The 13,085-nt window shown below is 73.2% G+C and carries 10 protein-coding genes; 5 read left to right on the forward strand and 5 right to left on the reverse strand.

Annotation, left to right across the window (positions count from 1 at the left end; all coding sequences use genetic code 11):
• Window positions 1-39 precede the first annotated feature (39 nt).
• Window positions 40-1,692, forward strand: a complete 1,653-nt coding sequence (locus tag OV090_RS04875; RefSeq protein WP_267702294.1) for a serine/threonine-protein kinase — start codon at window positions 40-42, stop codon at window positions 1,690-1,692.
• A 181-nt stretch (window positions 1,693-1,873) separates the two neighbouring features.
• Here the strand turns inward: OV090_RS04875 and OV090_RS04880 are convergent, their stop codons facing one another.
• The 3 genes from OV090_RS04880 to OV090_RS04890 all read right to left on the reverse strand — a co-directional run bounded on the left by OV090_RS04880 (window position 1,874) and on the right by OV090_RS04890 (window position 5,862).
• Window positions 1,874-2,527 carry a sigma-70 family RNA polymerase sigma factor gene (locus tag OV090_RS04880; protein WP_267702295.1) on the reverse strand — a complete coding sequence of 218 codons (654 nt, stop codon included), beginning with the start codon at window positions 2,525-2,527 and terminating at the stop codon, window positions 1,874-1,876.
• Window positions 2,528-2,582: 55 nt separating this feature from the next.
• Window positions 2,583-3,848 carry a hypothetical protein gene (locus tag OV090_RS04885; RefSeq protein ID WP_267702296.1) on the reverse strand — a complete coding sequence of 422 codons (1,266 nt, stop codon included), beginning with the start codon at window positions 3,846-3,848 and terminating at the stop codon, window positions 2,583-2,585.
• A 406-nt stretch (window positions 3,849-4,254) separates the two neighbouring features.
• The gene (locus OV090_RS04890; RefSeq protein WP_346660350.1) at window positions 4,255-5,862 is read right to left on the reverse strand and encodes an amidase; all 1,608 of its coding nucleotides are present in this window, start codon (window positions 5,860-5,862) and stop codon (window positions 4,255-4,257) included.
• 14 nt (window positions 5,863-5,876) lie between these two features.
• Here OV090_RS04890 and OV090_RS04895 point away from each other — a divergent pair, with 14 nt between their 5' ends.
• Window positions 5,877-6,500, forward strand: coding sequence for a hypothetical protein (locus OV090_RS04895; protein ID WP_267702298.1), 624 nt, complete (start codon window positions 5,877-5,879; stop codon window positions 6,498-6,500).
• Window positions 6,501-6,622: 122 nt separating this feature from the next.
• Complete coding sequence (locus OV090_RS04900; protein ID WP_267702299.1) at window positions 6,623-7,771, forward strand: hypothetical protein; 1,149 nt, start codon at window positions 6,623-6,625, stop codon at window positions 7,769-7,771.
• 81 nt (window positions 7,772-7,852) lie between these two features.
• Here the strand turns inward: OV090_RS04900 and OV090_RS04905 are convergent, their stop codons facing one another.
• On the reverse strand, window positions 7,853-8,542 hold the full coding sequence (locus OV090_RS04905; RefSeq protein ID WP_267702300.1) for a glycosyltransferase family 2 protein: 690 nt from the start codon (window positions 8,540-8,542) through the stop codon (window positions 7,853-7,855).
• Window positions 8,543-8,772: 230 nt separating this feature from the next.
• Here OV090_RS04905 and OV090_RS04910 point away from each other — a divergent pair, with 230 nt between their 5' ends.
• Both OV090_RS04910 and OV090_RS50475 read left to right on the forward strand, forming a co-directional pair.
• The gene (locus OV090_RS04910) at window positions 8,773-9,126 is read left to right on the forward strand and encodes a DUF2304 domain-containing protein (RefSeq protein ID WP_267702301.1); all 354 of its coding nucleotides are present in this window, start codon (window positions 8,773-8,775) and stop codon (window positions 9,124-9,126) included.
• Window positions 9,123-11,303, forward strand: a complete 2,181-nt coding sequence (locus OV090_RS50475) for a YfhO family protein (RefSeq protein ID WP_267702302.1) — start codon at window positions 9,123-9,125, stop codon at window positions 11,301-11,303. Before OV090_RS04910 ends, OV090_RS50475 begins: the two co-directional genes overlap by 4 nt.
• 129 nt (window positions 11,304-11,432) lie before the next feature.
• On the opposite strand, the gene OV090_RS04920 is transcribed toward OV090_RS50475, so the two are convergent.
• Complete coding sequence (locus tag OV090_RS04920; RefSeq protein ID WP_267702303.1) at window positions 11,433-13,079, reverse strand: VWA domain-containing protein; 1,647 nt, start codon at window positions 13,077-13,079, stop codon at window positions 11,433-11,435.
• Window positions 13,080-13,085: the final 6 nt, after the last annotated feature.

Raw genomic sequence — 13,085 nt, forward strand, 5'->3', positions numbered from 1 at the left:
GCGGCTGCGCGTGTTAGACTCGGGCGCCGCAGGCGACGCGTGGACGAGGCAGGCGACAGCACGTTCCCGAATTGGCCCGAGCTGCGGCGCCTCTTCACCTACGACGAGCTCGTCGGCAAGGTCCTGCAGGGCCGTTACGAGGTCGTGCGCCGGCTCGGCGCCGGCGGCATGGGCGTGGTGTTCCTCGCCCGCCACGTCCACCTCGACAAGCTGTTCGCGCTCAAGATCATCAGCGCGCGCTACCTCGACGAGCCCGAGATCGGCCGCCGCTTCCTGCTCGAGGCCCAGGCCGCGTCGAAGATCGATCACCCCAACGTGGTCGGGATCACCGACTTTGGCCCGCCCGAGGCCGGCCCGACCTTCTTCGTCATGGAGTACCTCGAGGGCGAAGACCTCGCCCGCACGCTCGCGCGCGAGGGCCCGCTTGCGTGGCCCCGCGCGCTCCACGTCGTCACCCAGATCGCCCGCGCCCTCGCGGCCGCGCACCAGCGCGGCGTCGTCCACCGCGACATCAAGCCGCAGAACTGCCTCCGCGTCGAACGCGACGGCGACCCCGACTTCATCAAGGTCCTCGACTTCGGCCTCGCCAAGATCCTCTCCGGCACGGCCAAGACCACCTGGACCGTCGGCGGCTCGCCTGGCTACATCGCCCCCGAGATCTACCGCGGCGGCCGCACCGACCACCGCGTCGACATCTTCGCCCTCGGCGTCGTCCTCCACACCCTCCTGCTCGGCCGCCTGCCCGCCCAGGCGCCCAGCGACGTCGAGCTGCCGCCGCACGCCCCCGTGCTGCACGGCGCCGACCTGCCCGAGCCGCTGCGGGCGCTCATCGACCGCGCCACCGCCGAGGACCCCGAGCGCCGCTACCCGTCGGCCGACGCGCTCATCGCCGCCCTCGCCGACGCCCGCGCCGCGCTCGCCAGTCCCTCCGGCCATGTCGTGAAGGACATGTCTGCTCGACCACGCGAGCGCCCGGCCCGCCGCGGCCTGCTCCTCGCCGCCTCGCTCGGCGGCGCGCTGGCCGTGGCCGCCGTCGCCGTCAGCATGCGCGAGGCCTCGGGCGACGCCGCCGGTCCGACGCTCGTCGACGTGACCGCCGACCCGAGCGCGACGCCGGCCGCCGCGAAGCCGAACGACACCGGCGCGGCGACCACGGTCGCGACCGCGAGTCCCCTCCCAGCGGCGAATGGCCCCACTCCCGCGGAACCCCTCGCGTCAGCCTCCGGCGCTGCGGCGGAGACCCCTCCGAACCTCCCTTCACCCGGCCCGGCGAGCGCTTCGGCGGTCCCGTCGTCACCTGACGCGCGACCCGCAGGCGCCCCGGAGAGCGCGACGCCGCCCGCACCGGTCCTCGAGGACATGTCCGAGAGAACATTGCCCAAAGCACCTGTCGCAAGCGCCAGCAGCGCGCGCCCGCCGAAGCCGCTCGCCCCGTTCGACCCGGCCGCCGCGCGGGCCCGGCTGGAGCGCCGCGCCGTCGACGTGCGCGCCTGCAAGGCCGACTCGAGCTTCCGCACCATGACCGCCACCGTCAGGCTCGCCGGCACCGTCACCGTCTCCCCGCGCGGCCAGGCCACAGTCGCGCTCCCGCCCGGCTACGACGTGAGCCCCTGCCTCGAGCGCCTGGTCGCAGGCACCCGCTTCCGCCCCAGCCTCGACGGCGGCGAGTTCGCCTTCACCTTCCTGCTCTGATTGTACGGGACCAGAAATTTCGAAGTAGTCGTGGGCCTCGAGCAGCCGCTGCCGCTCGCCCCGGTCGCCGCGGGCCCGGCTCTCGTTTGCGAGACCCCGTGTCCGCCGCTCGCCGCCGGCGAGCCTGAAATAACCTGTCCTCGAGGACATCCCCGCCGGCGCGATGAACTGGCCTTTTGCCTCACCCCGGCGCCGGGCCCAGCCCCATGCGCGCCAGCTGGGCGTCGAGGCGCTCCTTGGCCACCCGCAGCCGGCTCTTCGCGGTGTTCTTGGGGATCTCGTACACCGCCGCGATCTCGGCGCTCGTCATCTCCTGCGCGTAGCGGAGCTCGAGCAAGATCTGCAGGTCCAGCGGCAGCTTGCGCAGCGCCGCCGACAGGCGCTCGAGCTTCGCGTGGGCCGAGACCAGCCGGCTCGGCGACGGCGACAGATCTTCGAGCGACGACAGGCTCGGATCGAACTGGGCCGCGCGGGTCTTCTTGCGGTAGTGGGCGAACAGCACGAAGCGCGCCGTCCCGTACAGGTAAGCGCGGAAGCTGGCTGCGATCGGCTCGCCGGCCACGACCTCTTCGCCGGGCACGACGAAGCGGTCGCGCGCGTGCGTCAGCGCCTCCCACGTCTGCTGCGCCAGGTCGTCGACCTCGAAGTCGCGCGCCTTGTCGGCGAAGAAGCGGACCACCTGCGGCCCGTAGTGGCGCACCAGCCCGTCGCCCGCGCGCGCGTCCCCGGCTCGCCAGGCCGCCAGCAGCGCCAGGTCCTCGTCGTTGCGGGCCATCGCCGCCGCGCGCGGGCCCCCGGCCTCGACCTGGTCTTCGGGTCTGGTGGACTTCGACATGCGGCGCGGGTCGCGAGGATCGCACGACCCGCCCCTGCCTCCAAGGGCCTCTCGCTCAGCCGCCGGCCAGCGCCGCGCTGATCTCGCCCACCGCCGACACGCTCCCGCTCAACGCGCCCGAGCCGCTCTGGAGGAGCGTGCCCACGCTCTCGAGCTCGGCGAGCGCGCAGGGCAGCCCCAGCGCGGCTCGAAGATCGCCGTCGAGCTCGCCGGGCAACGACCCCAGCAGGTCGACCGCCGCGTCGCCCAGCCCCGCCCCGGCGCCGATCACCAGCTCCGCGCGCGCGCTCGCGGCCAGCAGGCCGGCGTAGCGCAGGCGGAAGCCCTCGACCCACGCCTTGAACCTGGCCCGATCGAGCTCGTCCTCGAAGTCCGCATTCCACTGCCACAGGATCTCGAGCGACGGAGGCGTGCATTGAGCCTGCATCTTCGCCTCGGCCTCGACGCTCGCCTCGCACTCGGCCTTGGCCTTCGGCGGCACCACCTCGCCGTCGCACGAGCCATTGCACTCGGCGCTGGCGTCGGCCGCCGCCTGGCAGCGCACCTCCGCGCCGGCCTCGCACTGGCCGTCGGGCGCCTCGTACTCGCACGAGCCCTGGCAATCGCCCTCGCAGTGGGCCCCGGCCTTGAGTTCACACGTGCCCGTGCAGGTGCCCATGCACTCGCCCGCGCAGTCGCCGTTGGCGTTCGTCACGGTGCATGAGCCGTCGCACCCGCCGTTGCACGTGCCTTCGCACTGGACGCCGGTCGTGCTCTCGCAGGTGCCCGTGCAGGTGCCGCTGCACTTCAGCTCCGGGGCCGTGCCCTTGCACATCACCTTGGCCGACGCGTCGCAGCTGGCCGAGGCGCTGGCGTCGACCGTGCAGGAGCCCTTGCACTCGACCGAGGCCATGCCCGGATCGATCTCCGCGTCGCACTTGGCCGACGCGTCGATCGCCACCTTCGCGTCGACGGTGCAGCGCGGCGGCGCGTACTTCACCTTGAGCCCGCCCTCGATCGCGCCCGAGAACTTGTCCGACAGCGCCGCCCGGATGTCCGCCGCGCTGGCGCCGGCGTCGAGATCGAGCGATACCGCGATCGCCCGCAGCTCGGCGTCGACCCCGGCCTTGACCTCGAGCGCCGCCTTGTCGAACCCGACCACCGCGGCGAAGAAGGCGTCCACGCTGGCGATCCCGGAGATCGACGCGTTGCCCTCGGCGAGGCCCTCGTCGGGGCAGCCGAGGTTGCAGGGACCCTCGGGGAAGGGGTTGCGCTCGCAGCCGGCCGTGAGGGCCGTCGAGATGCCGAGCGCGAGGGTGGAAAGAAGGATAACTCGGGACATGTTCATTGGCTCCTGTCTCAAAAGACTTGTTGTCGAGGCGCACCTGACCTGACCCGGGGGCCAGGCGATGGAGGTCGATCGCCCGGCCCGGATCGCAGGCGCCGGTCTTGCGCGTTCGGCCCAGAGGTGTCGCGACCCGCCCGGGGGGATCGGATTTTTTTCGGGCCTCCCTCGAAAGCCCTCGCGCGAATCCGCGCACCCCGCGAATTCAGCCTCTCAATGGCTTCTATCTCGCGGTCTGCCCCTCACCCGCGCGCTCGGCGACCGCGTCCTGGCCCGGGGTCCGCCCCGACCTCGCGCCAGGCTCTGCTCGTCGCGCTGTCGCTCGCCGCGCGCTTCATGCCGCCCCGCGCTCGGAGCGTCATGCTCGCCCGAGCGCCCCGACCGCTGACTCCCGCTCACCCGCTCACTCCGCGAGCGTCACGGTCGGCCGGAACGTCGGCGCCCGGCGAGCGCGCGCCTTCTGTTCGAACGCGTAGCCCATCGCCAACAGCTCGGCCTCGCCGCGCGGCTTGCCGAGGAACGCCAGCCCGACCGGCAGCCCGTGGATGTCACCCATCGGCACAGTCAGGCTCGGCGTCCCCGCCACCGCGGCCACCCCGAAGCTGCCGCCGCCGATCCTGTCCCCGAGGACAGGGTCCGTCGGCCAGGCCGGGCCCATCGCCGGGGCCACCACCGCGTCGAGCCGGTGCGTCGTCAACGTCGCCCCGAGCCCCTCGTCCCACGCCAGCCGGCGCGCGGCAGCCCGCGCCGCCGCGTACGCCGGCGCGTCGAGCCCGTCCTTCGCCTGCGCCTGCTCGAGCACGTCCTGCCCGAACCACGGCATCACCGCGCGCGCGTGCTCGCGGTTCCACGCGATCAGCCCCGCGAGCGACGACACCGGCGCGCCCGACTCGCGCAGGTAGCGGTCGATCCCGTCCTTGAACTCGTACAGCAGCACCTCGAACTCGTGCTCGCCCCACTGCTGCCAGGTCGCGATCTCCACCGGATCGATCAACACCGCCCCGGCCGCGCGCAGCGACGCCAGCGCCTGCTCGGTGATCGCGTCGAGCCGCGGGTCGGCGCCCATCGCCTGGCGCAGCACGCCGATCCGCTTGCCCTGCAGCGCCGCCACGTCGAGCCCGGCGGCGTAATCACCTGTCCCTTCGGTCATCCCGTTCAGCAGCAGCGCCGCGTCCCGCACCGTGCGCGCCATCGGCCCTGCAGTGTCCTGCGTCGCCGAGATCGGGATGATGCCCGCGCCAGGGATGAGCCCCACCGTCGGCTTGAGCCCGACGAGCCCCTGGATCGCCGACGGACAGAGGATGCTGCCGTCGGTCTCGGTGCCGACGCCGACCGCGGCGAGGCTGGCCGCGATCGCGGCGCCGGTGCCCGAGCTCGAGCCGCACGGGTTGCGATCGAGCGCGTACGGGTTCTTCGTCTGCCCGCCGCGGCTGCTCCACCCCGACGTCGAATCGCTGGAGCGGAAGTTGGCCCACTCGCTGAGGTTCGTCTTGCCGAGGATCACCGCCCCGGCCGCGCGCAGGCGCGAGACCAGCGGCGCATCGACCCGCGGTCGGTGCTCCGCCAGCGCCAGCGAGCCGGCCGAGTTGACCATCCCGGCGACGTCAATGTTGTCCTTGATCAGCACCGGGATCCCGTGGAGCGGCCCTCGCACCCGCCCCTGCGCGCGTTCCTGATCGAGCGCCTCGGCCTCCGTGAGCGCGAGCGGGCTTATCTCCACCACCGCGGTCAGCGCCGGGCCCGCGTCGTCGATCGCCGCGATGCGCTCGAGGTACGCCGCCGTCAACGCTGCGGACGACAGCACCCCGGTCTGCATCCGTCGCTGCGCCTCCGCGAGCTCGAGCTCGATCACGTCGATCGGCGCATGCGTCGCGGGAGACCGCGTTTTGTCTGCGTGTACACAACTCGAACACAGCAGCGCGACGACGAGGGCCAGCGAGCGACGCATCGACCGCAGCTTATCCGCGGCGCGCGAGCTTGACGATGGCGCGGGCCCAGCGGACTCTGCCATGAGGGAGGTGAATCATGGCCGACCGCAAGCCGATTGAACCGCTGGCGATGTTCGACTCGATCGTCGTCATCGATGCCACCCCGCTGCTCGGCGAACCCCAGGCGACGGCCGCCGGGCTCGCGCGCGAGCCCGACGTTCCCCCGCCCCGCTCTGCCCCGCCCGAGCGGCTCTCGCACGCGCACCTGCTCGACCTCCTGCGGCGGGTCGAGGGCGTCGACATCAGGCGGCTCGACCGCGGCGACGACCTGCGAGCCAGCGATCTGCGGCTGTCGCCGCGTCGGCCCTACATCGACGGCCGCGGCCACCTCGACTTCCACGGCGCGCGCGTCCTCGGCGGCGACTCCGACCTGGCCCACTTCACCGACGACGATCCCGAGCTGGCGCGCGTGGAGATCTGGCTCAAGGGCCTGGTGCCCGGCGGCTCGTACCTGGCCCAGCTCCGACTGTCGGGGCCGAGCAGCGGCCGGTTCCGCGTCCGCGGCAGCGACACCGGCGGCGAGATCGAGTTCGCCGCCGGCCCGGGCCTCACCGTCCTCGTCGTGCTGCACGACATCCAGCACGAGCTGTCCCTGCTCGCGGTCGAGGCGACGGGGTGCGCCAGCTGGACGTTCTACGACATCAGCTTCACGCCGCTGTGAAGCTCCCGAGGGACATGTTCCATCGAACATGTCCCTTTCGCCATGGCGTGGCCTCGCGGCCCCAATCGCGCCGGTCCCGCCGCCGGTGGCGCTGCGACGCGTGCTCGGCGATACTGCCGGCCATGAAGGCCACCATCCGCACTCCCCTCGCGTTCTTGGTCCTCCTGCTCGCCTGCGACTCCGCTGCCGAAGGCAACGGCAAGGTCGACGCGAAGGCGGACGTCAAGGCCGACGCCAAGGCCGACATCAACCTCGACACCAAGGCCGTCGCCGACGCGGCCGCCAAGGCCCAGGCCGACGCCGACGCGAAGGCCAAGCTGGCCGCCGACGCGGCCGCGCAGGTCACCGTCCCGCAGCTCAAGGCAGTCGCCGACGTCGAGGCCGCGATCGGCACCAAGGTCGCGCTCAAGCCCGCGGACCTCGACCTCAAGGGCGTCGTCGACCTGCTGGCGAAGGGCGAGATCAAGACCGCCGCCGAGCTCGAGCTGTTCCTCAACGCGCCGGGCGCCGCGGCCCACCGCGTCGACTTCGACGCCGACGGCAAGCTCGACTACCTGCAGGTCGTCGAGATCCGCGCGGGCGCCAACGTCGACTTCGAGCTGCGGGCCGTGCCCTCGAGCAAGCTCGACGCCTCGCTCGCCGTCCTGGTCGCCACCATCGGCACCCTGCGCGCCGAGGCCGAGGGCGCGCTCAAGGTCGTGGCCAGCTACTCGGCGGCGGTCGAGGGCGGCGCCGACCTCAAGTTCGAGCGCGACTTCAAGGCCGAATTCAAGGCCGACGGCGTCGTCCTGGCCGATGCGGGCGCCGGCGCCTTCTTCGGCTGGGCCCTCGACGTGAAGCGGCCCGCGTACGTCAGCGCCCACGTCTCGCCGGTCGACATCCAGATCGGCGCCGACGGGGCCGCGCAGTTCGCCGGCGACGTCTCGGCCTCGCTGGCCGCCGCTCACCTCGCGGCCCTGCGCGCCGCGGTCAAGGTCGAGGCGCTGGCGCTGGCCGCCGTCGACGTGCCGAAGATCGACGTCACCCCGCCCAAGGTCGACGTCAAGGGCGTCGCCAAGGCCAAGGGCGGCATCGACCTCGACCACTCGGCCAAGGCCGAGAGCTCGGTCAAGGTCGGCTCGGGCGGCGGCGTCAACGTCGGCAGCGGCGGGATCAAGGTCGGCGGCAGCGCCGGGATCTCGGTCGGCGGCGGCGCGGGCGTCTCGGTCGGCGGCGGCGGCAGCGGCAGCGGCAAGGCCAAGGCCGGCGCGGGCATCAAGATCGGCAAGTGAGCGCGGGGCGCCCTGCGCTTCGGGGCATGTTCTCGGGTACATGCCTCCGGGGACATGCCCCTTCGCACATGTCCCCCCGAGCTAGCCCATGATCCGCCGGACCAGCAGGTCGAAAAGGATGCTGAGCGCGTCGAGGGCCGACTGGCCCTTGCGGCGCGACCACTCGGTGTAGCGGATCGTCACCGGCACCTCGACGAAGCGCAGGCGCAGGCGGCGGATCTCGTGCAGGATCTCCGACGCGTGCGCCATCCGGTTCTGCGTGATCCGCAGCGCTCGCGCGGCCGCGGCCGTGAACGCGCGCAGGCCGTTGTGCGTGTCGGTGATGTCGAGGCCGGCCGCCACCCGCGTGAACGCGGTCGCCAGGCGCAGCACCACGCGGCGGCTTTCGGGCATCCCCACCGTGCCGCCGAGGAAGCGCGAGCCGAGCGCGACGTCGGCGCGGCCCTCGGCGAGCGGGGCCACGAGGGCCGCGACGTCCTCGGCCCGGTGCTGGCCGTCGCCGTCGAAGGTGACGACGTAGCGGGCGCCGCGGGCGAGCGCCAGGTCGATGCCGGTCTGCAGGGCCGCGCCCTGGCCGAGGTTGACCGCGTGGCGCACCACCGTCACGCCGGTGTCGCCCAGGCGCGCGGCGGTGTCGTCGCTCGAGCCGTCGTCGACCGCGATCACGTGCGGCCAGGCGCGCAGCAGCTCGGCCAGCACCTCGCGGATCACCGGCCCCTCGTTGTAGCAGGGCACGACGATCGTCACTTCCGCGGGCGAGGCCGGCGACATCGGCCGGCATTGTCGGGCCGCGAGGGCCGCGAAGCAATCGCCGCGGGTGCAGGCCGGCCGCTGCGAACCCGTCGACGCGGCGAGCGGCCTCGGCTTGCCGCGACCGAGAAACCATCGCCACCACCACGGCGAACAACGCTGTCCGCTCCTCGCCGCTCGAAGCTCCGCTCGCTGGCGGCGAATTGACTTCCGCGACGGTGCGGCCGATCCTCCGGCGACCGCGGGCGTCCATGGCGATCCAGTTCGTGCTCATCGGCGGCAGCCTCGCCCTCCTGTTCCACTTCTTCGTGCGAGCGCGGCGGCGGCCGGTGCAGAAGCTGGCGATGACCGTGGTGTTCGCCGCCATCATCTTTCTGGTGATCTTCCCCGACGTCTCGACCTGGTTCGCCCACCGCGTCGGCGTCGGCCGCGGCGTCGACCTCGTCTTCTATCTCAGCTCGCTGGTGCTGCTGTTCTTGTGCTTCAACCTCTACCTCGGGCAGAAGGCGCTCGAGGATCGCCTGACGATCGTCGTCCGCGAGCTCGCGCTGCAGCCTCACCGCCCGCGGCCCGACGCGCCGGCTGAAAGTCGCGCGGAGCCGTGACCGCGGCGCGCCGCCTCCTCGCGGGGCTCGGGCTCGCGTGCCTGTACGCGGGCGTGTTCCTCGCGTTTCACCCCGCGATCGTCCGCGGCGAGGCCTTCCTCGGCTGGGACGCGGTCAACGAGCACTGGGGCGACCTGCTGGTCCCCGTGCACGCCCTGCGCGCCGGCGAGCTGCCGCTGTGGAACCCTCACGAGCGCGGCGGCTACGACTTCCTCGCCGACCCGCAGACGGGCGTCCTCTACCCGTTCAACTGGCTGGTGTGGTTCGGCGCCGCGGTGTTCGGCGAGGGCCCGTGGGTGGTCCTGTTCAAGGCGCTGCTGCACGTCGCCATCGGCGGCCTCGGGACTCACCTGCTGCTCGCGCGGCTCGGCCTGTCGCAGTCCGCCAGCACCTTCGGCGGCTTCGCCTTCGTGCTCTCGGGCCGCGTCGCCAAGGCCAAGGACTCGGCCGGCCTATGGTCGCCGGTGTGGCTGCCGTGGCTGGTGCTCACCGGCCTCGAGCTGGTGCGTCGGCCCTCGCCGCGCAGCGGCCTGGCCTTTGGGGCAGCCACCGCCATGGCCTTCCTCTCCGGCTACCCGCCCAACTTCTTCCGCGACCTCGTCGGCCTCGCGCCGGTGCTGATCGTCGCGCTCGTCCTGGTCGTCCGCGGGCTCCCGGCCGCGCGCCGCCACCTCGCGCAGGTCGCCGCCGCCGGGGCCGTCGCGGTCGCAGTCGTCCTCGGCCTGGCTCTGCCCAACATCGTCGCCACCCTCGCGTGGCTGCCCGAGACGGTGCGCGAGCAGCTCGAGTTCGCCGAGGTCGTCTACTCGACCGCGCGCCCGCTGCACCTGTTCGACGCCCTCGCCCCCGGCACCTGGCGCGAGGGCGCGCCCGTCCACTACCTCGGCGCCATCGCCCTGCTGCTCGCGGTGTTCGCGGTGCGCCGCGACGCCCTGCGGATCACCTACGCCGCCTGCGCCCTGCTCTTCTTCCTGCTCGCGTGCGGCGACGGCTTCGCCCTCTTGCCCTTCCTCGCCCGCCACGTCCCCGGCTTCGGCCTGTGGCGGATCCCCGCCCAGTACTTCTTCGGCTTCGCCTTCTTCGTCGCGGTCCTCGCCGCGCACGGCTTCGACGACCTCGTGCGCGCCGAACCGGCGCGCCGGCGCGCGCTCGCCCGCCGCCTCGCCCTCGTGTTCGCGCCGGCCTGCCTCGGCCTGCTCGTCGCCCTCGCGTGGAGCCGCGCGCCGACGAGCACCGGCCTCGGCGCGCTGTTCGTCGCGCTCGGCGGCGCCTGCCTCGGCGGCCTGCTCAGCGCGCGGCAGTGGCTGCGCCGCGCCGCCGCGCCCGCGGCGATCGTCGTGGCCCTGCTCGAGCTCGAGGTGCAGGCGCGGCAGATCCACGAAATCGCCCAGCGGCCGCCCGACCTCGCGCGCGACGCCGTCCTCGCGGGCCTGGACGACCGCGTCGGCTGGCGCATCGCCGACGACGAGCACTACCGCTGGCGCGTCGGCGCGCGCCTCGGCGTGCGCGACATCTTCGGCCGCAACAGCACCCTCGTCACTCGCCGCTGGCGGGCCTTCGCCGCGCGCGCGCGCGAGCACGCCGGCCTGCTCGCCGCCGCCAACGTGCGCTGGTACGCCGGCGGTCATCGCAGCGCCGTCCAGCGCACCGCCGCCGGGCAGTCGCGCTGGATCCCCGGGCAGCCGGTCGAGCTGCTGCAGGCCGCCCCGCTGGCCTACTGGACCGCGCAGGTCGAGCTCGTCGAGCGCGAGGGCGACGCCCTCGAGCGCCTGGCCGCCCGGCCGCCCGGCCGCGCCGCAGTGCTCGAGGCCCCGCGCCTGGGCCCCGACGAGGCCGCCGCGCTCGCCGAGCTCCGGCCCGAGCACGCGCCGGTGCCCGCGGTCCTCGACGCCTTCATGCGCAACCGCCTCGCGCTCACCATCGATGCCCCTGCCGCAGGGGTGCTGGTGGTGAACGAGGCCTGGGGGCCCGGCTGGACCGCGCGGGTCGACGGCGCGCGGGTCACTGTGCTGCGCGCCAACTACCTGTTCCGCGGCCTGCTCGTCGGCCCGGGCCGGCACACGGTCGAGCTCGAGTACAGCCCGCCGCGCCTGCGCGCCGCGCTGGCGGTCTACGCGGTCACTGCTCTGCTGGTGCTGGGCGGGCTGATATGTCTGCCCCGAAGGACAGGTCCATGAGGACATGCTCGTAAGGACATGACCTATCGGGCATGTTCTTCGCTACTTCAACGACGACCCTTCATGAACGAAGGCCCGCGGCGGGAGCCGCGGGCCTCATGACATGCCCGTCAGGACATGTCCTTCGGTTCACCCACCGGCCAGCGTCTCGAGGACCGTGCGGATCTCGGCCAGGTCGGGGTCGCCGGGCAGGGCCGCCTCGGCGACGGCGAGGGCCGCGAGCGCGGGCGCGAGGGTCGCCGCCTCGGGCGCCTCGCGGTAGGCCTTGAGGCCCTCGGCGTACGCGAACACTGCGGCGCCCTTCTTGAGCAGCGGCGACTCGGCGGCCACCGACTCCTGGATCTTTTTAGTCACCTCGGTCTCGCGGTCCTCGAACGTGATCGGGTCCTTCCAGCGGACGGCGACCTTGAACTCGGCGGCCTCGTCGACCAGCGCGGGCGCGCAGGTCGCGACGGTCTGGTGGAACACCATCGCGTCGTTGGGCGCGAGGTGCTGCGGCTCGACCTCGGCGGGGTCGGCCGAGTACTCCTCGCCGCTGAACTTGACGATCGAGAAGCCCGGCGGCATGTCGAGGCGCACCCGCACGTCGCGGACCGCGACCGCCATGGTCTGGACGAAGCGCTCGCCGAACATCTTGTGCGCCTCGGCGACCGACGGGATGAACAGCGACGCGCCGCGGCCGACGTCGGTGACGGTGTCCATCAGCTCGTCGTTGTACGTGTCGGGCGTGCCGACGCCGACGCCGACCAGGTAGATGCCGTCCTTGTCCTGGCTGCCGGCGCCGTTGGAGATGATGTCGATGTCGGTCACGCCCGCGTTGGCCCCGCCGTCGCTGATCAGCACCACCCGGTTGATCCGCGTCGCGTCGAACTGCGCGTGGGCCAGCTCGTAGCCGGCAGTCAGCCCGCCGTTGAGGTCGGTGCCGCCGCCGGGCTCGAGCGCGTCGCACAGCGCGACGAGCTCGGGATCGTTGGCCTTCGTCACCTTGTACTTCGTCAGCTTCACCGCGTTGACGGTGTCCCAGCCGACCGCCGACACGATGTCGCCGGCGCGCAGGCTGCCGGCGATCGTGCGGCACACCTCCTGCTGCAGCTCCATCGGCGCGCCGCTCATCGAGCCCGACTCGTCGAGCACCAGAGTCACGTTCATCAGCGGCCGGTCGGCGTTGCTGACCGTCTCGCTGGCGACGCCGATCTGGACCACGTACTGATCGTCGGGGTCCTCGGCGAAGCGGGCGATCTCCGGCAGCACCGTGACCATCCCCTTCTCCGCGGCCGCGTAGCCGAACGAGTAGTAGTTGAGGAACTCCCACGTCCGGATCGGCACGTAGCTCAGCGAGCCCCACTCGGACAGCACCGCCTCGCGCACCTGCACTGGCGACGACGTCGAGTTCGAGTCGTCGGGCGACAGGTAGAGCACGACGGGGGTCTGCTCGTCGCACGCGGGCTCGCCGGTGCTCGTGCTGTCGTCGCCGGTGGTCGACGCGTCCGAGGTGCTGTCCTCGCCGTCGTCCGGCGGCGGCGGCTCCTCGCCGGTGCCGGTGCTGCCGCCCGGGTCGCCGCCGCTGGCGCCGGAGGTCGTGGGGGCCCAGCCGCTGGTCGACGCCCCGTCGCCCGAGTCCCAGCCGTCGGTCCCGCCGCCCTCCGTCTCGCCCGGGTTGGCCGAGCCCGAGCCCGGGCCGCTGTCGGAGCCCGGCCCCGTGAGGCCGCCGGAGCCGGAGCCGTGCTGATCGGCGGCGCTGCTACAGGCACCGGCGAGCGCTGCGAGGAGGGGCAAGGTGAG

Source organism: Nannocystis sp. RBIL2 (assembly GCF_026626745.1).
Classification (GTDB): domain Bacteria; phylum Myxococcota_A; class Polyangia; order Nannocystales; family Nannocystaceae; genus Nannocystis.